At 71.6% G+C, this 22,319-nt stretch carries 16 protein-coding genes and 1 pseudogene; 11 read left to right on the top strand and 6 right to left on the bottom strand.

The genetic code is table 11. From position 1 onward, the window contains the following. Positions 1–9: 9 nt before the first annotated feature. From ACYVLQ_RS15400 to ACYVLQ_RS15380, 5 genes are all read left to right on the top strand, one after another. Positions 10–924, top strand: coding sequence for a helix-turn-helix domain-containing protein (locus ACYVLQ_RS15400; RefSeq protein ID WP_460698133.1), 915 nt, complete (start codon positions 10–12; stop codon positions 922–924). A 177-nt stretch (positions 925–1,101) separates the two neighbouring features. Then, on the top strand, positions 1,102–2,040 hold the full coding sequence (locus ACYVLQ_RS15395) for a DoxX family protein (RefSeq protein ID WP_460698132.1): 939 nt from the start codon (positions 1,102–1,104) through the stop codon (positions 2,038–2,040). 336 nt (positions 2,041–2,376) lie between these two features. Then, positions 2,377–3,882, top strand: coding sequence for an MFS transporter (locus ACYVLQ_RS15390; RefSeq protein WP_460698131.1), 1,506 nt, complete (start codon positions 2,377–2,379; stop codon positions 3,880–3,882). An 81-nt stretch (positions 3,883–3,963) separates the two neighbouring features. After that, complete coding sequence (locus ACYVLQ_RS15385) at positions 3,964–4,761, top strand: nuclear transport factor 2 family protein (protein ID WP_460698269.1); 798 nt, start codon at positions 3,964–3,966, stop codon at positions 4,759–4,761. Positions 4,762–4,912: 151 nt separating this feature from the next. Further along, entirely contained in the window at positions 4,913–7,174 is a 2,262-nt protein-coding gene (locus ACYVLQ_RS15380) for an Eco57I restriction-modification methylase domain-containing protein (protein WP_460698130.1), read from the top strand. Position 7,175: 1 nt separating this feature from the next. Here ACYVLQ_RS15380 and ACYVLQ_RS15375 read toward each other — a convergent pair whose 3' ends face one another. From ACYVLQ_RS15375 to ACYVLQ_RS15365, 3 genes are all read right to left on the bottom strand, one after another. Continuing rightward, complete coding sequence (locus ACYVLQ_RS15375; protein WP_460698129.1) at positions 7,176–7,796, bottom strand: TetR/AcrR family transcriptional regulator; 621 nt, start codon at positions 7,794–7,796, stop codon at positions 7,176–7,178. 138 nt (positions 7,797–7,934) lie between these two features. Continuing rightward, positions 7,935–8,093: a hypothetical protein gene (locus ACYVLQ_RS15370; RefSeq protein ID WP_460698128.1), complete on the bottom strand. Its 159-nt coding sequence runs from the start codon at positions 8,091–8,093 to the stop codon at positions 7,935–7,937. Between the two features lie 173 nt (positions 8,094–8,266). Then, entirely contained in the window at positions 8,267–8,782 is a 516-nt protein-coding gene (locus tag ACYVLQ_RS15365) for a gamma carbonic anhydrase family protein (protein WP_460698127.1), read from the bottom strand. Between ACYVLQ_RS15365 and ACYVLQ_RS15360 the strand changes: the two genes are divergently transcribed. Further along, entirely contained in the window at positions 8,781–9,311 is a 531-nt protein-coding gene (locus ACYVLQ_RS15360) for a hypothetical protein (protein WP_460698126.1), read from the top strand. The two genes, ACYVLQ_RS15365 and ACYVLQ_RS15360, sit on opposite strands and share 2 nt — an antisense overlap. A gap of 321 nt (positions 9,312–9,632) precedes the next feature. After that, positions 9,633–10,745: an alanine dehydrogenase gene (gene ald / locus ACYVLQ_RS15355; RefSeq protein WP_460698125.1), complete on the top strand. Its 1,113-nt coding sequence runs from the start codon at positions 9,633–9,635 to the stop codon at positions 10,743–10,745. A gap of 26 nt (positions 10,746–10,771) precedes the next feature. On the opposite strand, the gene sigJ is transcribed toward ald, so the two are convergent. After that, on the bottom strand, positions 10,772–11,701 hold the full coding sequence (sigJ, locus tag ACYVLQ_RS15350) for an RNA polymerase sigma factor SigJ (protein WP_460698124.1): 930 nt from the start codon (positions 11,699–11,701) through the stop codon (positions 10,772–10,774). A 171-nt stretch (positions 11,702–11,872) separates the two neighbouring features. Here sigJ and ACYVLQ_RS15345 point away from each other — a divergent pair, with 171 nt between their 5' ends. Next, entirely contained in the window at positions 11,873–12,871 is a 999-nt protein-coding gene (locus ACYVLQ_RS15345) for a cobalamin biosynthesis protein (protein WP_460698123.1), read from the top strand. Between the two features lie 28 nt (positions 12,872–12,899). Here ACYVLQ_RS15345 and ACYVLQ_RS15340 read toward each other — a convergent pair whose 3' ends face one another. Together ACYVLQ_RS15340 and ACYVLQ_RS15335 are read right to left on the bottom strand one after the other, a co-directional pair. Beyond that, entirely contained in the window at positions 12,900–13,781 is an 882-nt protein-coding gene (locus ACYVLQ_RS15340) for an SURF1 family cytochrome oxidase biogenesis protein (protein ID WP_460698122.1), read from the bottom strand. Then, positions 13,778–14,266, bottom strand: a complete 489-nt coding sequence (locus ACYVLQ_RS15335) for a low molecular weight protein-tyrosine-phosphatase (RefSeq protein WP_460698121.1) — start codon at positions 14,264–14,266, stop codon at positions 13,778–13,780. Before ACYVLQ_RS15335 ends, ACYVLQ_RS15340 begins: the two co-directional genes overlap by 4 nt. A gap of 44 nt (positions 14,267–14,310) precedes the next feature. Between ACYVLQ_RS15335 and cobC the strand changes: the two genes are divergently transcribed. From cobC to ACYVLQ_RS15320, 3 genes and pseudogenes are all read left to right on the top strand, one after another. Next, complete coding sequence (gene cobC, locus ACYVLQ_RS15330; RefSeq protein ID WP_460698120.1) at positions 14,311–15,366, top strand: Rv2231c family pyridoxal phosphate-dependent protein CobC; 1,056 nt, start codon at positions 14,311–14,313, stop codon at positions 15,364–15,366. 25 nt (positions 15,367–15,391) lie between these two features. Continuing rightward, positions 15,392–16,531 (top strand): Nif3-like dinuclear metal center hexameric protein, encoded by a 1,140-nt coding sequence (locus ACYVLQ_RS15325; protein WP_460698119.1) that lies wholly within the window; start codon positions 15,392–15,394, stop codon positions 16,529–16,531. A 554-nt stretch (positions 16,532–17,085) separates the two neighbouring features. Further along, a pseudogene (locus tag ACYVLQ_RS15320) lies at positions 17,086–22,317 on the top strand (beta-ketoacyl synthase N-terminal-like domain-containing protein); the annotation flags it as partial. Between the last annotated feature and the right edge of the window lie 2 nt (positions 22,318–22,319).

The following is a 22,319-nucleotide window of genomic DNA, read 5'->3' as shown; positions in this document are numbered from 1 at the left end:
GAGAGAACCGTGGTCGAAGGTAACGCCGTAGCGGCCCGCGCCGTGGGTCATGACCGAGCGGGCGCGGATCCGGCGGTGCTGCGCCTGGTCCTGGGCGCGCGATTACGGAGGCTGCGGGAGACCGCGGGGATCAGCGGACAGGCCGCGGGCCGCGCGATCCGGGCCTCCCATTCGAAGATCAGCCGCCTCGAGGCCGGGCGGGTCGGATTCCGCGCGATGGACATCGACGATCTGCTGACGCTGTACGGGGTGGCGGATCCGGACACCCGCGCCGACTATCTGCGGCTGGCGCAGCGGGCCAACGGCACCGGGCGCTGGCAGGTCGACGACGATGCCGGGCAGCGGCTGGACACCTTCCTCGCCCTCGAGGACGCCGCCACCGTGGTGCGTTCCTACGCCCCGGGCGTGATCCCGGACCTGCTGCAGACCGCCGCGTACGCGCACGCGGTGTCCGCGCTGTCGCGGCCGGGCCCGACCGCCGACGTGCAGCGGCGCGTCGAACTGCTGATGCGGCGGCAGCGCCTGCTGCACCGCCCGGCCCCGCCGAAACTGTGGCTGGTGATCGAGGAGGCGGCGCTGCGCCGTCCCTTCGGCGGCATCGAGATCTGGCGCGACCAGCTCGAGCACCTGGCGGACGCCGCCACGCGGCCCGATATCACCGTGCAGATCCTGCCCGACCACGTCGGCGGGCCCGCCATCAGCGCGGTGCCGTTCACGCTGCTTCGCTTCGACGAACCCGATCTCGGCGATATCGTGCACCTCCACCACACCACGGGCGCGCAGTTTTTGGACCGGCGCGGCGATCTGGATGCGTACCATGCGATCTGGGACAGGCTGAGCGCGCACGCCGCCCCGCCCGCCCACACCGGCGACGCGATCGCCGCCCTGCTGGCCGGCCGGACCGATTTGGACACGCTGAGCTGAACGAGGACCAGGCCGACCGTGCTCGCGCACGCCCGCGCTCTCATGTCGGGCACGCCGGTCGGCCGCAAGCACTGATGCCGCGGATCGGAAACACCGCGCCCGCGCCGGCGGGTGGGTAGCGTTGCCCAGTGTTAGCCTGTTGGGGCTTGTTAACGACCTGTCCCGGTACGACTCACGATGCAAAAGGGGTCGAAGATGCTGCTGCGCCGCCTCGCCCGACCGTTGCTCGCGTCCACGTTCGTCGTGCAGGGGGTGGACACGCTGCTGCATCCCGACCGGCAGGTGCGGTCCGCCACCGAACTGATCTCCCGCGGCGCCTCGGATTCGTTGAACGCGGCGGTCGATCCCGCGACGCTGGTGCGGGTCACCGCGGCGGCCCAGGTGGCGGCTGGCGGGTTGCTGGCGCTGGGCAGGATGCCGCGGATCGCCGCGACGGTGCTCGCGGCGACGGTGGTCCCCGCGACAGTGACCCAGCAGGATTTCTGGGCGGAACAGGATCCGGAGCGCCGCGCGAGCAAGCGCACCGCATTTCTGAAGGACCTCGGCCTGCTCGGTGGTCTGCTCATCGCGGGAGCCGATACCGAGGGCAAGCCGTCGCTGGGGTGGCGCGGCAGGCGGGCGGCCCGCCGGTCCACCGAGGCGGTCCGGGCAGCGCTCCCGATCGGCGCCGTCGCCGGGGGCGAGGCGGGAGGGGCACTGCGAGAACACGCGCACGACACCGCGATTCGCACCCGGCTGCTCGCCGACGCCGCGGCGGCCAAGGGAACCGAACTGGCCGGTGCGGCGCAGACCCAGGGGTCCCGGTGGGCCGAATACCTCAAGACGCACGGGACCGAGTGGGCCGAGTACGTGAAAACGCACGGACCGGAGTGGGCCGACTACGTCAAGACCCACGGGCCGGAATGGGCCGGGGCCGCACGGGAACAGGGTGCGGAGGTGGCGGCGGTCGCGCGCGAGCACGGCGCGGAATGGGCCGATCTGGCGCGCGGGCACGGCGCGGAGTGGACCGACTTCGCGAAGGACCGCGGACCCGATCTCGCCGCTACCGCCAAGGAGCGCGGGAGCGGGTTGATCGGCACGGTGCGCGATCGCGCAAAGGCCGCGCATCAGGGTTAGCGCAGGGCCCGGGGACAGCTATGTGGAACGGCCCCAAGTCGCACTGTGCAGGGCGCAGCGTGCAGCAACATCTACGGCGGTGACGCCGATGCTGGATGCGCTTGCCGGAAGGTTCCGAGATGGTAAAACCCGGTTTGACACGCTGCGCCCGAGCAGGCATGGACTTGTTCGGCTCATGCACGACGAACGCTACCGGCTTCCCACCGATGGACAGGAAGTGTCGGCGGCGGCTGAACGGTTACCGATCAGCAACGGTCGGCCGCGCCTCGCCGACTCCCCGGGATCGGCTCGGCACGATGTCCGCGAACGACATTCGATGCTCGGGAAGGGGAGCGCTTGGCGACGATCGACACTCCGGTACCGCAGGTGTGGCCGGGCCGGGTGGCGCAGCGGTGGGATCGGCGGCGACTGGCGCTGTGCGCGGTCGCGCTGCTGTCCTGCCTGCCCGGCGTCGACGCGGCCGTGCACGCCGTCGCGTTGGCGCAGATCGAGCAGGAGTTCGAGATGGGCTCGGCCGCAGCGGGTTTGGCGGCGGGGATCGCCGGACTGCTGACCGCCGCCGGCTTGCTGGCGGCGGGGGTGCTCGGTGATCGCAGTGGGCGGCGCCGGATGCTGCTCGGTGGTGGCGGCGGCCTCGTAATCGGCTGTCTGATCACGGCTTTCGCCTTCCATCCGGTCATGTTCATCGTCGGGCGCGCGGTCACCGGCACGGCCACCGCCGCGCTCGTCGTGACGGCCTTGGCCGTGCTGCCGGGGCTGTTCTTCCCGGACGAATTGCCCGCGGTGGTCGGCATGTGGCTGGCCGTGCAGTCGGCGGCCGTCCTGGTCTGCGGTGTCTCCGGGGGCTTGCTGGTCACCGGACCGGGTTGGCGCACAGGGTATTTGCTGACCGCGGGCGTGGCGGTGGCGCTGGTCGCCGCGGGCTGGGCGGTGGTTCCCGTCGCCGGGACCGGACGGCGGCGCGGCGACGTGGTCGGCGTGCTGCTGGCCGCGGCGGTGCCGGTCGCGCTGTTCGGCGGGACGTACCGGGTGGCCGAAACCGGTTGGCGCAGTGGACAGGTGTTCGGGGCGCTGGCGCTCGCGGCCGTGCTGGCGGCGGCGTTCGCGTGGTGGGAGTATCGCCGTCCGGAGCCCGCGCTGCCGGTGCGGCTGTTTCGGGCGTCGCCGTTCACCGCCGCCTGCCTCGCGGGTTTCGCCTGCGACGTGGCCGCCGTCGCGTACACGCTGCCGATCGCGACACTGCTGGCGGGCCGTCCGGAGGGGGCGGCGACCACGGCGCTGATCCTCGCGGTCCCGATGTATCTGGGCATGGTCATCGGCGCGGTGCTGGCCGGGTCGGCGCAGGACCGGGGCGTGCCGCTGCGGGAGATGTTGATATTCGGCCTGCTGTGCTGCGCGTTCGGGGTCTTTCTAGGCGGGTGGGTGGACGTGCGGGCGGAGTCCTGGCTGTACGCGACAGTCGGGACACTCGTGGGTTTCGGTGCGATGTGGACGCAGGCCGCGCAGTCCGCGGTGACGATCTCGGCCGTGGCGCCCGATCGGGCGGGTTCGGTCGCGGCCGTGCAGGCCACGGTGAGCAGGCTGGGCCTCGTCCTGGGCCCCCTGGCGCTGGCGCCGATCATCACGGTGTTCTCCGGAGTCGGCACGGGCGAGGACGCATTCTTCCGCGGCTTCTCCGTAGGCCTGTGGACCATAACCATCCTCCTCTGCGCAACGGCCCTGGCCAACGGCGCCGCCATCCACAGCCACCGAGCCCGCACAACCACAGAATCCGCCACCTACTGCCGCTACCGAGCAGGCCATCCCCCCACTCTCCACCAGATCCCGTCGTCGCGGCCTTAGGTGTACTGTCAGGCAGGTTGGTTGAATTAGAACGCGTTATAGATTGGGTGGGTCATGCCGCCCGCACCGAAGCGCGAAGGAATGCCGATGTCTGCCACCGCACCCGAACTGCTGGCCACCGTCGAGCTGTCACCGCGGGCCGTCGCCGTGCACGACCGGGCCGCGTGGGTGGGCCTGTTCGCCACCGATGCCCGGGTGGAGGATCCGGTCGGCGCGCGGGCGCACGTCGGGACGGCGGCGGTCGAGCGGTTCTACGACACCTTCATCGCGCCGAACGGCATCGCCTTTCGACTCGAACACGACGTGGTCTGCGGCATGACGGTGTACCGCGACCTGGCGATCGAGACGACCATGTCGACCGGCGTCACGCTGCGGGTGCCGATGCACCTGCGCTACGACGTCGTCCGAACCGGCGGTGAACTGAAGATCCGGCGGCTACGCGCCCACTGGGAGCTGCCGGTGATGATCGGGCAGCTGCTGGCCGCCGGGGTCCCCGGTCTGGCCGCCGCGGCGAAGCTGGCGCCGCGGCTGCTGGGCAATCAGGGCATCGGCGGCGCACTGGGTTTCGCGCGGGGCTTCCTCCGAGTCGGCGCGGCGGGCAGGCGCGCGGCGACCGGGCTGCTGCTGGCCGCCGGCCGCGGCGACGGCGCGGCGGTGCGGGGCGCCCTGGCCCCGGACGCGGGGGTGTACTGGGCCGGAACCCCTATCGGCATCGAGGGATTCGTCGCCCGGGCGGGCGGGCTGGAGGTCGGCAAGACCATCGCCGCCGGGCGATTCGTCACCACCACGGTCGAAACACCCGGCGGCCGCGGCATCGCCGAGGCCGAGGTGTCCCGCGGCGGAAAGATCACGGCCCTGCAAATCTTCGTTGCCGAGTAGCCCGCCCCGCGCTTCTCGCACCCCGCGCTTGTCGGCGCACCCCCTGCAGCTGCTGGAGCGGGTGCCGGAATGCGGGCGGGGTGCGGGAGACGAACCGCGGATCGCGGGCGTACCGGCGCATTGCGCGCGGAGCGGGGTGGGGACGGGCAGAATGCCCGATATGGATGGCTGGGGCGGGCAGGCATCGGCGGACCGGCGGGCGGGTGCGGGGCTCGGCGGGGCGGGCGCGCGCAAGCGGCACGGGCGGCACTACACGCCGGAGCGGCTGGCGCGGTTCCTGGCCGAGCGGCTGGTGGAGCACGTGGCTCCGCAGCGTGAGTTGCGCGTGCTGGATCCCGCCTGCGGCGACGGGGAACTGTTGCTGGCCGTGAATCGAGCGGCGGCGCAGCGGTTTCCGGGGATACCCTTGCGGCTGGTGGGTTTCGATCTGCACGCGGATGCCGTCCGGGTGGCGCGAGAGCGCGTGAGAGGACTCGGCGTCGACTGGCGCACCGGGGATTTTCTGTGTGCCGCAGAGGATTTGACGAGCGAGAGTTTCGACGTCGTGATCACCAACCCGCCGTATGTGCGGACGCAGCAGCTGGGCGGGGACACCGCGCGGCTGCTCAGCCAGCGGTTCGGCCTGCGCGGTCGCATCGACCTGACCCACCCGTTCGTCGCGACGGTGCCCCGGCTGCTGCGACCCGGCGGGGTGCTGGGGCTGTTGTGCGCCAACCGCTTTCTCACCACCAAGGCGGGGGCGAACCTGCGTGCCCTGCTGCGGGCCGAGATGTCGCCGGTGGAGCTGTACGACCTCGGCGACACCAAGCTGTTCGAGGCCGCCGTGCTGCCCGCGATCACGGTCGCGGTGCGGGACCGGCCGGTCGGGCACTGCCGCTACGTGTCTGCCTACGAGCTGGAAACTGCCGAAACAGCCAGTGGCTCCGATCTTTTCGCCGCCCTGGGTGGATCTGGCGACGCACTGGTGACACATGGCGGCCGCACAATCGCCGTCGAGATCGGCACTCTCGCCTCGGCTGGTCCGGCTACTCCGGCTGGCCAGGCCACCTCGGCCCCCTCGCCTGCTGCGGCTGGCCGGGCCACCTCGCCCACCGCGGCTGGCCAGGTTGCGTCGGCTGCTGTGGCTGGCCAGGTTGCGTCGGCTGCTGTGGCTGGCCAGGCTGCGTCGGCTGATGTGGCTGGCCAGGCTGCGTCGGCTGATGTGGCTGGACAGGCTGCGTCGGCTGATGTGGCTGGCCAGGCTGCGTCGGCTGATGTGGCTGGCCAGGCTGCCTCGCCTGCTGCGGCTGGACAGGCTACCCCGGCTGACTTGGCTGGCCAGGCCAGCTCGGCGGGCCCGGTGGCTGGGCTGGTGTCGGTGGGGGCGCCGATGATTCGGGGCCGCCCGCTCGGAAACGGGTCCGAATCCGGTGCTTCGGCAGCGGAACTGGTGGGGAGAGGGAGTGTCGACGCACCGGGGGCGGGCTCCGGGGCGGCACGAGATCTCTCGACCGAATCGGGTCCGGATGCCGTCGCCGCGGTCGATGGCGATGGACAACCGTGTGCGGCAGTGGAATACGCAGGTTCGCCGATCGACTCGTCGGTGCCGTGGCGGATGTCGCGGCCGGGCAGGGATGCGTGGTTGCGGCGGGTGGGGGAGCGGACCTGGCGGACGTTCGGGGAGGTGGCGCGAATCCGGGTGGGTATCAAGACGACCGCGGATCGGGTGTTCATCTCCGACCGGTGGGACGAGCGGGATCCGCGGCCCGAATCGGAGTTGCTGTTCGATCTGCTGACCCACCACGACCTGGCGCCGTGGCGGATCACGCGGGCGAGCCCGAGGCGGGTGCTGTATCCCTACGACGTGACCCGGTCCCGGCGCACGCCGATAGATCTGGGCGAATTCCCCGCGGCCGCAGCGTATCTGGCCGAACACAAGGACACGCTGGCCGCGCGGGACTACGTCGCGGCGGGCGGGCGGGAATGGTTCGAGATCTGGGTGCCGCAGCGCCCGCACCTGTGGTCGCGGCCGAAACTGGTGTTTCCCGACATCAGCGTGCGGCCCCGGTTCGCGCTCGACCGCAGCGGCGCGATCGTCAACGGCGACTGCTATTGGATCTCGCTGCCCGACATCGGCGACGACCTCCTCGCGCATCTGCTGATGGGTGTGGCGAATTCGACACTGGGCCTGCGCTTCTACGACGCGGTGTGCGGTAATCGCTTGTACGCGGGGCGGCGGCGCTGGATCACGCAGTATGTCGGCCGCCTGCCGCTGCCGGATCCGGCCACCCCCGCGGCGGCGGCACTGGGCGTGCTGGTCGGCGAATGTGTCGACGGCGCAGCGGATCTCGATCAGGAAGCGCTCGACGAGCTGGTGGCGGCGGCGTTCGCGCTGGATCCGGCGGTCGACACGGGTGCGTTCGGCCCCGGGTAGCTCAGGCGCGCGGCACCGCCACCATGGGCATCAGCGTGCGGCGGGCGAACTCGCGGGCGGCGTTCTCGTCCCCGAGCGGAATCATGCCCTCGGGCGTCAGGGCCAGCGACTGCGCCAGGCGCGCCATGATCTCGGCGACCAGGTCGGCGTCGAAATCCAAGCCGTCGTTGGACTTCTGCAGCCCGCGCAGCTTGTCGGCGAGATAGGCCCGGCCGACCGCGAGGATCGGGCCCGCCTCGGTGGTCAGCCGCGGCAGGATCAGATCCGGTTCGGTCCGAAGCAGCCGCTGTAGCAACTCGTTTCGCGCCAGCAGCGTGATGAACGCGACGAACACCTCGACCAGCTGGTCCTCGCTGTCGGCGATGCCCGCGACCCGCTGCTCGATCTCGGCGACGAACAGCTGCGCCTCGCGCACCCCGACGGCCTCGATCAGATCGTTCTTCGACTCGAACCGCCGGTAGAGGGTGGCCGGGCTGATTCCGGCGCGGCGCGCGATCTCACCCATGCTGGTGCGCTTGATTCCGAAGTCGAGGAAGGCCGACAGCGCGCTCTCCAGCAGCTGCTCGCCGTCGGCCCGCGGCTTCTCCAGGATGCGAGCCAGGATGGGGGGAACGGATGGCATCGAATCTCCAGTCGAATCGGCTGTGCTACCGCGTCGATGCGGAAGGGTGACCGTCATTATCTCACCGGACCGCACGCACAGCCGCAGCCACGGCGTGTCGACGTGAGCCGTCGCACAGCCGCAGACTCGCCGCGCCGCTCAGCGCAGATCCAGCTCCGCCATCTCCTGTTCGATGGCGTTGGCGGCGAAATCTATACCGCTGGACCGTAATTCGTGAACACGGCGCCGCAGCGCCTCGACGCCCCCCGGCTGGGCCGCGATATCGGCCACGCTGATCTTTCCCCTGCTTCGGTGCATACCGGACTGCTCGCACGACACCGCGAAACCTCCTGCTTGCCCTCGTCGCGAGCCCGCCGTCCGAGGACGGCCCGTCTCGCGAACGAGCCGCCCGCATTGGTTTCCGGACCCCGGGCACGCTGGCCAAATGCTAGCAAGCCACAGACATGGTCACATGACCAGTGTGCCGTGTATCACACCTCGACGCCGTCGCGATGGGTGGCCGTGTTGTGCCGGTAGACCGCCGCGTTCAGCCGGATTCGATCCAGCTCGGCGTCGCCGAGTTCGCGCCGGACCTTACCGGGGACGCCGGCGACCAGGGAGCCGGGCGGGATCTGTGCGCCCTCCGGAATCAGCGCGTTGGCGGCGATGAGGCTCCCGGCGCCGACGACCGCGCCGTTGAGAACGGTCGCGCCCATGCCGACCAGGACATCGTCGCCGATCGTGCAGCCGTGCAGGATCGCGTTGTGCCCCACCGAAACCCCGGCGCCGATGGTCAGCGGGAACCCGGGGTCGGCGTGCAGCACGCAGCCGTCCTGGATGTTCGTGCCGGTGCCGACGCTGATGGCCTCCAGGTCGCCCCGGATGACGGCCGAGTACCAGACGCTCACGTCCGCCGCGAGGCGCACCCGCCCGATCACCGTCGCGTTCGGCGCCAGCCACGCGCTGTCGTCGATATCCGGCACATGCTCACCCAACTGGATCCTCATGATCTCCGAACATAGCGGCCCCGGGCTGCGTCGTGTCGCGCGCGTACCGGCCCCGGCGGCGCCGCTGCGGTGGCAGAATTCGCCGGTGCTTTCGAGATCGGCCGCGGTGGCGGCTGTTGCTGCGGCGCTGATGTGCCTCGTCGCGGGGTGCGCCACGGCGGTGGACCATCCGGATGAATCCGTTGTGCCGCCACCGCTTTCCGGGCCGGTGCTCACCGAGCAGGACGGCCGGTTCGTCGCCGCCGCGCTGGCCGCGGGCGGTGCGCTGGAGCGCATGGTGCGGGCCTCGATGCTCGGTGCCGTGCACACGGGACGCAATCTGGCCGAGGAGACCGAGCGGCTGGTACAGGCCGGGCTGCCGGTCGAGGTGGCGCGTGAGCGGGTGGTGGACGCCTTCATCTCCGGCGACGGGCTCGAGCCCGGTTCGTTCACCCACGCCGAGGTCGTCGCGCTGGCCGGGCTCGCCGTGGAGATGTACAAGCCGGAGCTGACCCGAACCGTCCATGAGTCTCCGTCACCCGGCGGCTGAGGAACTCGCGTCTCGGACGTCGGCGCGCCCGGGTGCGTTCGTCGAGGAGCAGGTCGCGACTGTCGGCTCCCAGGTGAGGCCGAGCCCCATGCGAGACCGCGCGTGGATTCAGCGTCTGCGTCAATAGCGTTCGGCGAGTGCGATGTTCGCGCTCGGGGCGAGACGTGACCACGGCTGGGCGCGGCGATCGCGGCGGCGGGACCGCCCCGAACTGCGCACGTTGCGGAGAATCCCGCCGCTCTGTTGCCGATTGGTCGCCATCTTGCGAATCGCCGATGCGTGATCGTGGCGGCCGGGGTTCGGGTGGACGACGATGGCGGTATGAGGATCGGGGTTCCGCGGGAGATCAAACCGCAGGAGCGGCGCGTGGCGCTGACTCCCGCGGGCGCCGGTGAACTCGGCCGCCACGGGCACGAGGTGCTGATCGAGACCGGTGCGGGCGACGGTTCCGGATTCACCGACACCGACTACATCGCTGTGGGCGCGCGGATCGTGCCCTCGGCCGAGACCGTCTGGCGCGAGGCCGAACTGGTGCTGAAGGTGAAGGAGCCGATCGCGCCGGAATACCCGCGCATGCGGCCCGGGCAGGCGCTGTTCACCTTCCTGCATCTGGCCGCGTCCAGGGAGTGCACCGACGCCGTGCTGCGGTCCGGGATCACCGCCCTCGCCTACGAGACGGTGCGCGGCCGCGACGGGTCGCTGCCGCTGCTGGCGCCCATGAGCGAGGTCGCCGGAAGGCTCGCGACACAGATGGGCGCGCATCACCTGATGGCTCCCAACGGCGGTGCCGGGGTGTTGCTGGGTGGTGTTCCGGGGGTCCGACCGGCGGATGTCGTGGTGCTCGGCGGCGGAGTCGCCGGAGCCAATGCCGCTACCGTCGCCGTCGGGATGGGAGCGCGGGTCACGGTGCTCGACACCAATCTGGTCCGCCTGCGCGAACTCGACGCCCGCTTCGGCGGCCGCGTCACCACCCTGGGTTCCAATGCGGCCGAGGTCGAAAAGGCGGTTCCGGCAGCGGATCTCGTGATCGGGTCGGTGCTGGTGCCGGGCGCGCGGGCGCCGCGGCTGGTGCCGGACACGCTGGTCGACCGGATGCGGCCGGGTTCGGTGCTGGTCGACGTCGCGATCGATCAGGGCGGATGTTTCGAGAGTTCGCGCCCGACCACGCACGCCGAACCCACCTTCCGCGTTGCGGATTCGCTGTTCTATTGCGTGGGCAACATGCCCGGCGCGGTGCCGCACACCGCCACCGTCGCGCTCACCAACGCCACGCTGCCGTATGTGCGCGCCATCGCCGACCTCGGCTGGAAGCGGGCGTGCCAGGCCGATCCGGGACTGGCGCACGGGCTGGCCGCCGCTGCGGGGCAACTGTTGTCGACGGAGGTCGCGCAGGCGCACGGGTTGGTCGCGGTGGGCGCGCCGGCCGCGATCTGAGTACCGCGAGTTCGCGGTCCAGACTCCTACAGGTACCAATCCGGCTCGACGTCGTCCGGAACCTCGTGCAGCTTGTCGGGGTTGCGGACGATGGTGATCCCGGTGATCCGCCCGTCGTCGACGATGAACGAGAACACCCCGGTGTGGCTGCCGTCGTACACCACCAGGCCGGGCTCGCCGTTGACGAGCACGTGCTTGCCCCAGGCGCCGGTGCCCGCCTTGTACCAGCCGAAGAACAGCTTGGCGATGAGTTCGGCGCCGCTGAGCGGCTCGCGGACGGCGGGCACCTTGCCGCCGCCGTCGGCGGTCAGCGTGACCTTCTCGTCCAGCACGCCGAGCAGCGCGCTCAGATCGCCGGATCGCCAGGCCAGCGCGAACGCCGACACCACCTTCTCCTGCTCGTCGCGGCTGGCGGGGAAGCGCGGCGTGCCCTCCTCGACGTGCTTGCGGGCGCGCGAGGCCAGCTGCCGCACCGCGGCCGGGGTGCGCCCGACCACCTCGGCCACCTCCGGTCCGGTCATGCCGAACACGTCCTGCAGGACGAAGGCGGTGCGCTCTGCCGGTGACAGCGACTCCAGCACGACCAGCAGCGCGGTGGTGACCCGCTCGTCCTGGGTGATCCGGTCGGCGGGATCGTCCATGGTGGTGACCTCCGGTTCGGGCAGCCATTCGCCGACGTACTGTTCGCGTCGGGCGCGGGCCGATCCGAGCTGATCCAGGGCCAGGCGACCGGTGACGGTGGTCAGCCAGGCCCGCAGATTGTCGATCTGCTCACCGGGGGAAAGGGTTTCGTGCCACCGTTGCAACCGGAGCCAGGCGTCCTGCACCACGTCGTCGGCGTCGCTGAGGCTGCCCAGCGTGCTGTAGGCGAGGCGGCGCAGGTACTGCCGGTGCTCCTCGAACTGCCGGGCCAGCTCCGCCTGGTCGATATCGCCGGGGCGTTCCTCGGTTGTCACGTGCGGGCCTTTCTGTCCGTTCGCCCGAGCTTATCGGTGCGTCGAAAGGGTGACGACACGCAGGCGCCAGAGGTCGTGCAGGCGGTGCGAGAGGCGGCGCGGGGTGCGTGAGTTCGGTGTTCGGGACGGGGGTCTGCCGAGATCCGGGTGTCTGCTGGTTACTCTCGCCCGGTGCGTAAGGGGACCGCGAGGGCTGTCGGGCTGGTGCTGGGCTTTGCGCTGGACCGGGTGCTGGGTGATCCGCGGCGGTGGCATCCGGTGGCCGGGTTCGGGTCGGCGGCGGCACGGCTCGAGTCCGTGACGTACCGGGATTCCCGGAGCGCGGGAGCCGTGCACGAGGCGCTGTTGGTCGGCGGCGTCGCCGCGGCGGGGGCGGTCGTGCAATGGGGGGCCGGTACACGCGCGGATCGTGGCGTGCGGTGCGGGGACGTGTCGGTTGTGGTCGGGGCGAATGCGGGGACGGTGGTGGCGGTGGCGCTCGCCACGTGGACCGCGCTGGGCGGGACGACTCTCGCGCGGACCGGGCGGGAGCTGGCCGACCTGCTGGAGGCAGGGGACATCGACGGTGCGCGACGGGTGCTGCCGTCGCTGTGCGGGCGCGATCCAGAGCTGCTCGACGCCGACGGGCTGGCGCGCGCCGGTCTCGAATCCATCGCCGAGAACACCTCCGACGCGACCGTGGCCCCGCTGTTCTGGGGTGCGGTCGCGGGCGTGCCGGGACTGCTCGGATATCGGGCGGCGAACACCCTGGACGCGATGGTCGGCTACCGCAACGAGCGCTACACCGACTTCGGCTGGGCCGCTGCCCGCGTCGACGACCTGGTGAATCTGATCCCGGCGCGGATGAGCGGGGCGCTGACCGCGGTGCTGGCCCCGCTGGTCGGTGGTCGGCCCGCCGCGGTCGTGCGCGCGTGGCGTCGCGATGCCGCCGCCCACCCCAGCCCCAATGCGGGCGTGGCCGAATCGGCGATGGCGGGTGCCCTCGGCGTCCGGCTCGGCGGCCGCACCGAGTACCGGCACGGCGTCGAGATGCGCCCCACCCTCGGCGACGGCCCCGCCCCCCGCGTCCCCGACCTGCGCCGCGCGGTCCAGCTCTCGCAGGCGATCCAGGCGGCGGCCGCCCTCATCGCCGCGACAGTGGCACTCGCCCGCGGACGCGCCGCCCCCTGAATCGGGTACGCGGGAAGTCGCGCTGGGGTCAGCGGCGGGTGTTGCCGTAGCGGTCGGCGAGGCGGTCGGCGTTGGAGGACGGTGTGGGTGTGGTGTCTGTGGCGGGATCGGTTGTTGTGGTGGGGGGTTCGGTGCGGGCCGGGGTGGTGGTGCGCTCTCTGCGGCGCTCGCGGAGTTCGGCCCGGACGAAGTAGCCGAGGCCGAGGGGAGCCATGATGCCGAAGGCGATCCACTGCAGGCCATAGGAGAGGTAGGGGCCCGCGTCGAGCTGCGGCAGCGGTGGCGGGCTGAACGCGCCCGGCTGGCCGTCGGTCAGCTGCAGGAACCCGCCGTCCGGCGGCACCGTGGTGAGCGGGGCGCCGTACACGGCCGACAGCTGGCCGGTGTCGATGGAGTACACCTGCCGGTAGCCGTCCCGCGTCATGGGCTCCTTGCCGGGGATCACGCCCTCGGACTTGCGCACCCGGCCCTCGAGGCGCTGCGGTCCGGCGGGCGGCTCGGCGATCGGCGGGACGCGGGCGCCGTCGACGGCCGCGATCAGGCCGCGGTCGATCAGCAGCGTCCGGCCGTCGTCGAGCCGGAATTCGGCCAGCACGCCGTAGGCCGGGCTGTCGTTGAGCCGCTGTAGCCGCTCCAGCACCGTGGAGCCGGGGACGTAGTTGCCCGTGGCGACGACGCGCCGCCACTCGGTGTCGCGCGCCCCGGGATCGTCGAGCAGCGTGGTGATGTCGACCGGCGCCGCGTTCACCGAGGCGGCGATCAGGTCGTTGCGATGAGACGTGCTGTTGTTCTTACCCAGCTGCCAGGGCGCCAAGATGGTGAAGCACAGATACGCGAACGCCACCACGACGACCGCGAGGATCAGCCAGCTGGGGCGCAGCAGGAACGTGAGGCGGCGGACGAGGTTCATGATCGATCGTCGCCCAGTTGCTCGCGGACCCAGTCGAGCATGCCGGGGACGGCGGCCTCGATCTGCGCGCGGACCAGCTCGAACTCGGCGTCGCCGCCGTAGTACGGATCCGGCACGTCGCCGTCGTCGGCGTGCGGATCGAAGCTGCGCAGCAGGCGGCGGCGCGCCCGCGGCACACCCAGCCGTGCCAGTTCGCGCTCGTGTGAGATGGCGAGCGCGACCAGCAGGTCGGCGTCCAGGTGATCGGCGCCGATCATGGCCGCGAGGTGGCCGACCGGGTAGTCGTGGCGGCGCAGCAGCGCGGTGGTGCGGGGGTCCGCATCGGAACCGACATGCCAGGCCGTGGTCCCGGCGCTGCTCACGCGCACCCGGTCGGCGAGGCCCGCCCGCTCCAGGTGCGCGGCGAAGATCTTCTCGGCCATCGGGGACCGGCAGATGTTGCCGGTGCAGATGAAGGTCACGTGCAGCTCGCCCACGACAGCCATTCTGGCCGGTCGGTGCCGACGGCAGCCACGTAGGGTGGGGGGCTGTGCCACAGGACACGACGGATCGCGCGCGGCTGCGCCACCACGGCGATGCCGATGTGCGTCCCGGCATGCTCGATTTCGCGGTGAACGTGCAGGGGAACGCGCCGCCCGAGTGGCTGCGGCGGCGACTCGCGGCCCGGCTGAGCGATCTCGGGCGCTATCCCGACGCGGGAGAGGAATCCGCCGTGCGCGCGGCGGTGGCGGCCCGGCACGGTCGCGCACCCGAGGAGGTGCTGCTGCTGGCCGGTGCCGCCGAGGGGTTCGCCATGCTGCCGCGGTTGGCGCCGGAGCTGGCGGCGGTGATCCATCCGTCGTTCACCGAACCGGAGCTGGCGCTGCGGGAATCCGGGGTGGCGGTCGCCCGGGTCGTGCTGGAGCCCCCGTACGCGTTGGACCCGGGGCTGGTGCCGGAGGCCGCCGACCTCGTGGTGGTGGGGAATCCGACCAATCCGACCTCGGTGCTGCATCCGGCGGCGGCGATCCACGCGCTGCGCCGCCCCGGTCGCCTCATCGTGATCGACGAGGCCTTCGCCGATGCCGTGCCCGGTGAGACGGAATCGCTTGCGGGCGAATCCCTTCCGGACATCCTGGTGTTGCGGAGCCTCACCAAGACGTGGGCGCTGGCCGGATTGCGCTGCGGCTATGTTCTCGGTCCGCCGCCGGTGCTGGCGCGGCTGCACCGCGGCCGGGCGCACTGGCCGATCGGCACGCTGCAGCTGGAAGCCATTGCCGCGACGGCCGATCCGGCCGCGGTCGCCGAATCCCGTTCGCGCGCTGAGCGAATCGCGGCGAACCGGGCGGCGATGATCGGGCGCCTGCGCGAACTCGGCATCGAGGTGCACGAGCCCGCGCACGGCCCGTTCCTGCTGATCCGGGTGCCCGACGCCGATTCGCTTCGCAAACGGTTGGCGGACAGGAAGATCGCCGTTCGCCGCGGCGACACCTTCCCCGGCCTGGCCCCGGGCCATCTCCGCCTGGCCGTCCGCGCCCCGGCCGAGGTCGACCATCTGATCACCGCGCTTGAAGGGCTCGTTCCGGCTGGGAGCGCGGGTCGGTGACTGCTACTGGAGTGGAGGAGGTTCGGTGACGGAGAGCGGTGCGGTGGCGCTGTCGGAGTTGATCGGCGTGCTGGACGCGGCGTATCCGCCGGGGCTGGCCGAGTCGTGGGATTCGGTGGGTTTGGTGTGCGGAGATCCGGGGGAGGCCGTGTCGCGGGTGCTGTTCGCGGTGGATGCGACCGCGGCCGTGGTGGACGAGGCGATCGGCTGGGGCGCACAGGCTTTGGTGGCGCATCACCCGCTGCTGCTGCGCGGCGTGGACACGGTGGCGGCGAGCACCCCGAAGGGGGCGCTGGTGCATCGGCTGATCCGCAACGGGTGCGCGCTGTTCACCGCGCACACCAACGCCGATTCGGCCGATCCGGGCGTCTCCGACGCACTGGCGTATGCCCTCGGGCTGACGGTGACCGGGCCGATCTCCGCCAAACCCGTTGCGGCCGTGGATAAATGGGCGGTCCAGGTGCCGCGTGAGCACACCGACGCCGTGCTGGCGGCCTTGTTCGCGGCGGGCGCGGGTGGCAGTGACGGCTATCGCGAATGTTGCTGGCAGGTGCCGGGTACCGGGCAGTTCCGGCCGGTCGAGGGGGCGAATCCAGCCGTCGGCACGATCGGTTCGCTGGAGCGGGTCGCGGAGGACCGCCTCGAGGTGGTGGCCCCGCCGTCGGCGCGCGCCGCCGTACTGGCCGCGCTGCGGGCGGCGCACCCGTACGAATCACCGGCCTTTCACGTCACCGAACGCGCCGAGTTGCCCTCCGGGCTGGGCCTGGGCCGCGTGGGTGCGCTCGCGCGGCCGGAGTCGTTGCGCGCGTTCACCGCCCGGGTGCGGGCCGCGCTGCCGGGAACGGCGTGGGGCGTGCGGGCGGCGGGCGACCCGGACCGGACGATCCACACGGTCGCCGTATGCGGCGGCGCCGGAGACTCGTTCCTCGGCACCGTCTCCCGCCTCGGGGTGGACGCCTACGTCACCGCCGACCTGCGCCACCATCCCGCGGACGAACACCTGCGCGCGGGTGGTCCGGCGTTGATCGACGCCGCGCACTGGGCCACCGAATTCCCGTGGTGCGCCCAAGCGGCGGAGATCGTGCGAGAGGCGTTGCCCGCCTTGCAAACCCGTATCTCGGAGATCCGCACCGACCCCTGGACGCTGGGCGCGGCCGACGGCTGAGGCGGTGTCATTATCGTGGCAACTCGACCGCGTGTTGGTGAGGAACTTCTCATACTGCCGGTCGCCGCGGTTTCCAGTACTGTCGGTTGCCGTTAGCTGGCGCGAATCGATCGACGGGAAGATGGACAGCAGGTGAACCTATTATCACCGAATCAGCGAATTCGTGAACGAGTAAGCCGTTGTCGCCGAATACAATCCACGGCGTCGGCCGGTTGGACCGGATAACAATCGCCTCTGCGCCGACCACCTTCCCGCTGCTGGGAGGTAGCTGCCACGGCGGCGGCCGGTATAGTCCGTCCTGCTTGCGACTCCTGGGTCGAGTCGTGTGCCTGTTTGCCGAATGGTCACGGTGCCTCCCCTTCGCGACGGTCGGTTGAATGAGATTTGGTGATTTGGGGGCCTGAGACTTCGAATTCGTGTGGCGCCGTAGGGCGCATGCCGCTACCCGAATTATTCCGGCACCACCACCACGACCGCGCGGTCGCTTCCTTCGAATGTCGCGAGTGCGATTTCCGGCGTCCGCGGTTCGGTGATTCGTGCTCTCGTGAAGATTGGTGATTGCAGTGTATCGCTCGTTTCTCGATGTCCTGACCGCGCAGGAGTTGCGGCAGCCCGACGCCATCGCGTATCGGTTCCTGGAGTCGGGCGAAGCCGACGGGCCGACGGCGGAGCTTTCCTATGCCGGGCTGAGTCGCCGTGCCCGCGCGATCGGCGCCCATCTGGTGGACAGCGGATTCGCGCGGCGGCGCGCGCTGCTGCTCTATCCGCCCGGGCTCGAATTCGCCTGCGGCTTCCTGGGTTGCATGGCGGGCGCGGTGGTCCCGGTGCCCGCACCGGTGCCGCAGCCGCACGAACTGGACCGCGCGATGCGGCGGCTGCGCGATATGATCGCCGATGCCGATATCGATGTGGTGCTGGCGACGCGCCCCGTGATCGAGGCGGTTTCCGGTCTGGCGCACCAGCTTCCGGAGCTGGCGGCGCTGACCTGGATCGCGACCGAGGACATTCCCGACGATGCCGCGTCGTCGTGGCGGCCGCCGCGGCTCCGCTCGCATTCGCTGGCGTTCCTGCAGTACACCTCCGGGTCGACGAGCGCACCGCGCGGCGTGATGGTCACACACGGCAATCTGATGCACAACCAGCGGGCCATCGCCGAGCTGACGAACAGTTCGCCGGAGCGCGTGGCGGAGTGGGAGGGCGCGGCGTTCTCGGTCAGCTGGTTGCCGATGTACCACGACATGGGGTTGATCGGCCCGGTGCTGCAGACGCTGTATCTCGGCGCGACCACCGTGCTGATGTCCCCGCTGCACTTCCTGCAGAAGCCGCAGCGCTGGCTGAACGCGGTGTCGGAGTTCGGCGCGCATACGAGCGGCGGTCCCAACTTCGGCTACGAGCTGAGCCTGCGCCGCGCGACACCGGAGTGGCTGAGCGGCCTGGACCTGAGCCGGTGGCGGGTGGCGTTCAACGGCGCGGAACCGGTGCGCGCCGATACCCTGCGCCGCTTCGCTGATCGCTTCGCCGAGACCGGTTTTCGCCCCGAGGCCGCGCAGCCGGTGTACGGCCTGGCGGAGGCGACGCTGCTGGTGGCCGGTACCCCGGTCGACCGGGCGCCGACCCTGGCCGATCACCCCGACGCCGCCGGAAAGGTGGTCGCCGCAGGGTATCCCGGGTCGGGCGTCACCGTGGTGATCGCGGACGCCGAACACCGGACGGAGCTCGCCGACGGGGAGATCGGCGAGATCTGGGTGGCCGGGGACGGCGTCGCGACGGGTTACCTCGGTCACGAGGCGGCGACCACCGAGGTGTTCGACGTGAGCCTGGCCGACGGCAGGGGCGGCTTTCTTCGCACCGGCGACCTCGGATTCCGCCGCGACGGCGAACTTTTCGTCACCGGACGCAGCAAGGACCTGCTCGTCGTCGACGGCAGGAATCACTATCCGCAGGATCTGGAACTGACCGTCGAGCAGGCGCACGAACGCGTGCGGCGCGGCTGTGTGGCGGCCTTCTCCGTCGATGACGGCGCCGGGGAGCGGGCCGTCGTCGTGGCGGAGGTGTCGACGACCGACGCCGACGTGCTGGCGGCACTCGAGGACGCGGTGCGCGGCGCGATCAGCGCCGCACACGGGCTGTCGGTGCGGGCGGTGGTGCCGGTCGCGCCGCGTACGATCCTCAAGACGAGCAGCGGCAAGATTCAACGCCAGGCGTGCCGGAAAGCCTATCTCGCAGGGGAATTGGTCGCCGTGACACCCGTGGCATCGGCGCCGCTCGAAGGCGACGGCGTCGGCAGCGCACCGCACGACGACGATGTGGCGCGGTGGCTGGTGGAGAATGTCGCCGCGGCGGCGGGAGTGGACGCATCGCGGATCGACCGCGATCGCCCGCTGCGAGAGTTCGGTCTCGGCTCCCGCGAACTGGTGGAGTTGACCGCCGGACTCTCGGAACAGGTTGGCCGGGAACTGGATCCGAGCCTGATCTTCGAGTACCCGACGATCAACGCCCTGGCCGGTGCCATCACCGGCGCGGAAGCCGACCACCCGGAACGCGTCGAGAGCGGTTCCGAGGGGGCGGTGGCCGTGATCGGGATGGCCTGCCGCTTCCCCGGCGGCGCCGACGACCCGGATGCGTTGTGGCGGTTGCTCGTCGACGGTGTCGACGTGGTGTCCGACCCGCCCGCCGGACGCTGGGAAACCGACGGCCTGCTGGATCCGGATCCGGAGGCGGTGGGGAAGGCGTACACGCTGCGGGGCGGCTTCGTCGACGGCATCGACCTTTTCGATGCCGAGTTCTTCGGGATCGGGCCGAAGGAGGCGGCCGCGATGGATCCGCAGCAGCGGTTGCTGCTGCAGGCGAGCTGGGAGGCCATCGAGCGGTCCGGCCGCGATCCGCGGCAGCTGAACGGCACGGCGACCGGCGTGTATCTCGGTCTGTACAGCAGCGGGTACCTCTCGGGTTCGGGCCTGGATCAGCTGAACGGTTATGTCGGAACGGGTACCGCACCCAGCGTGGCCTCGGGCCGGATCTCCTATGCGCTCGGGCTGCGGGGACCCGCGGTCACCGTCGACACCGCTTGTTCGTCGTCGCTGGTGGCGCTGCATCTCGCGGCGCAGGCGCTGCGCCTGGGTGAGTGCGATGCGGCCCTGGCGGGCGGTGCGACACTGCTGGTTTCGCCCGGCGCACACGTCGAGTTCAGCAGGCTCGGCGTGCTGTCGCGGACCGGCCGGTGCGCGCCGTTCGCGGCCGATGCCGACGGCGCGGTATGGTCCGAGGGCTGCGGCGTGCTCATGCTGAAGCGGCTCGATGACGCTGTGCGCGACGGCGATCCGGTGCTGGCGGTCATTCGCGGATCCGCGGTCAATCAGGACGGCCGCAGCCAGGGTCTGAGCGCGCCGAACGGATTCGCGCAGGAGCGCGTCGTGCGCGCCGGACTCGCGGCGGCCGGACTCGAGCCCGGCGACTTGGACTACGTGGAGGCCCACGGCACCGGCACGACGCTGGGCGATCCGATCGAAGCACGGGCGCTGGCACGGGTTTTCGGGCCCGGACGTCCGGCGGAGCGGCCGCTCGGGATCGGTTCGCTGAAGTCCAATCTCGGGCATACGCAGGCCGCCGCGGGCATCGCGGGTGTCATCAAGACCGTCCTGGCGCTGCGGCACGGACTGCTGCCCGCGTCGCTGCACGCGGAGTCCGCGATCGCACAGGTGGACGGCGGCCTGCGGGTGCAGGACCGCCCGACGCCGTGGCCGACCGGCCCGCGGCTCCGGCGGGCGGGGGTGAGCGCCTTCGGGATCAGCGGCACCAACGCGCACGTGATCCTCGAGGAGGCCCCGGTTGCGGAGCCGCCGGAGGCGACCGGTCCCGAGCCGGTGCTGTATCCGGTCTCCGCGCGCAGCGAGGTGTCGTTGCGCGGGCAGGCGGCCCGGCTGCACGCCCTGGTCGCCGGGGATCGCGAGCTGTCGCTACCGGCCTTGGCGCGCTCGCTGGCAGTGGAGCGGACGCATTTCGAGCGGCGCGCCGTCGTGGTCGCCCGGAACCGGGACGAATTGCTGACCGGGTTGCGCGGACTGGCCGAGGGACAGCCCGGCGAGGGTGTCGTGACGGGGGAGGCCCCGGTTTCGGTGTCGGGGAAGCTGGCGTTCGTGCACTCCGGCCACAGCATCGAGGCCGCGTCGAACGCGCGCGAGTGGCGGGCGCGCGGCGTGGTGCCGGACGCGGTGATCGACGCGGCGGATGCGCTGACCACGACGGCGGAACGCCTGCGCGCGGACGGTTTCCGATACCTCGTGGACGTGGGCCCGGGGCAACCGGTGTCCGTCGCGGAGGTGGTGCTCGTCGGGTCGGCGGATATCGATCGGGCGTTGGCCGAACTGTATGTCGGCGGCCGAGATCTCGACTGGGCGCGGCTGACGCCCCCGCGCGGGCGCATCGAACTGCCCACGTACGCATGGGATCCGGCGTCGTTCTGGACCGCCCCGGTCCAGGGTGGCGCCGCGCATCTGGGCCTGGCCGCCGCCGCGCACCCGTTGCTGGGAGCCGTTGTGCAGCACCCGGAATCCGGCACGGTGACACTGACGGGCCGGGTGTCGGCTGAAACGCACCCGTGGCTGGCAGACCACGCCGTGCGGCCCGCGGACGGCGCGCGAACGGTGCTCGTGCCGGGCACCGGACTGATCGAGCTGGCGGTGCGGGCCGGTGACGAGGTGGGCTGCCGTGAGCTGGTCGAGCTGATCATGATGGCGCCGCTGGCGCTGCCGCCGCGCGGCGGTGTCGCGGTGCAGGTCGTGGTGGGCGCGGCCCAGGACTCCGGGGAACACGAGCTGTCGATCTATGCGCGAACCGAATTCGGCGAGATCGACCAGTGGGTGTTGCACGCGCGCGGCGCCCTGGCGCCGGGCCGCGACGGGGCGGCGACATCGGATCTGGCGCAGTGGCCGCCGCCGGGCGCGGCCGCTCTCGACGTGCACGACGTCTACGACCGGCTGGCGGACCGGGGTCTGCTCTACGGTCCGGCGTTCCGGGGCCTGCGGGCAGCGTGGCGCCGCGACGACGACATTTTCGCCGAGGTCGCCCTGCCCGAGACGCTGAGCGACGCGGGCCGGTACCGCCTGCATCCGGCCCTGCTGGACGCCGCGCTGCACGCGATGTACTTCGCCGGGTTCGAGACCGATCCGGAAACCGTTGCGCTGCCGTTCCTTTGGAGCGAGACCGTGCTCCACGCCGTCGGCGCGACGGCGCTGCGGGCGCGGCTCACCCGTGTGGACGACGGCCGGATGCGGGTGACCGTCGCCGACGAGGCGGGCGATCCGGTGGCCGAGATCGGTTCGCTGACCCTGCGCCCGCTGGCCCTGCCCGATCTCGGCACAGTGCCGCGCGAGGACGCGGCCTACGCGGTCGAGTGGGTGCGGGTGCCGCAACCGAGCCTGGATCCCGGCGCGCTGCCCGGTCTGTTGTTGGAGTGCGAAAACGCCGCCGCTACAGGCGATTTCGCCGAGTATCTACGGTCCCGAACGGCCGATGTGCTGGCTCGCGCGCAGGCCTGGCTGGCGCGGGACCACGGCGACTCGCGACTGGTGGTCCTGACCCACCGGGCGATGGCCACCGAGGACGCCGAGGACGTGTCCGACCTGGGACATGCGCCCGTCTGGGGTCTGCTGCGGTCGGCCCAGACCGAGAATCCGGGCCGGATCGTGCTGGTCGACATCGATGACCCCGACGTCAGGGACGTCGCCGTCGCCACGGCCATGGCGGCCGACGAGCCGCAACTGGCCCTGCGCGGTGGCGAGGTGCTGGC

Source organism: Nocardia thraciensis (genome assembly GCF_054782435.1).
Note: the sequence above shows the minus strand (reverse complement) of the source record. Positions and strands in the feature narration are given on the sequence as shown.

Coding starts and splice junctions, on each gene's coding strand:
- ACYVLQ_RS15395 (WP_460698132.1), top strand. CDS start 1,102: ATGCAAAAGGGGTCGAAGATGCTGCTGCGCCGCCTCGCCCGACCGTTG.
- ACYVLQ_RS15385 (WP_460698269.1), top strand. CDS start 3,964: ATGCCGATGTCTGCCACCGCACCCGAACTGCTGGCCACCGTCGAGCTG.
- ACYVLQ_RS15380 (WP_460698130.1), top strand. CDS start 4,913: ATGCCCGATATGGATGGCTGGGGCGGGCAGGCATCGGCGGACCGGCGG.
- ACYVLQ_RS15375 (WP_460698129.1), bottom strand. CDS start 7,796: ATGCCATCCGTTCCCCCCATCCTGGCTCGCATCCTGGAGAAGCCGCGG.
- ACYVLQ_RS15370 (WP_460698128.1), bottom strand. CDS start 8,093: ATGCACCGAAGCAGGGGAAAGATCAGCGTGGCCGATATCGCGGCCCAG.
- ACYVLQ_RS15360 (WP_460698126.1), top strand. CDS start 8,781: ATGATCTCCGAACATAGCGGCCCCGGGCTGCGTCGTGTCGCGCGCGTA.
- ACYVLQ_RS15365 (WP_460698127.1), bottom strand. CDS start 8,782: ATGAGGATCCAGTTGGGTGAGCATGTGCCGGATATCGACGACAGCGCG.
- ald (WP_460698125.1), top strand. CDS start 9,633: ATGAGGATCGGGGTTCCGCGGGAGATCAAACCGCAGGAGCGGCGCGTG.
- ACYVLQ_RS15340 (WP_460698122.1), bottom strand. CDS start 13,781: ATGAACCTCGTCCGCCGCCTCACGTTCCTGCTGCGCCCCAGCTGGCTG.
- ACYVLQ_RS15335 (WP_460698121.1), bottom strand. CDS start 14,266: ATGGCTGTCGTGGGCGAGCTGCACGTGACCTTCATCTGCACCGGCAAC.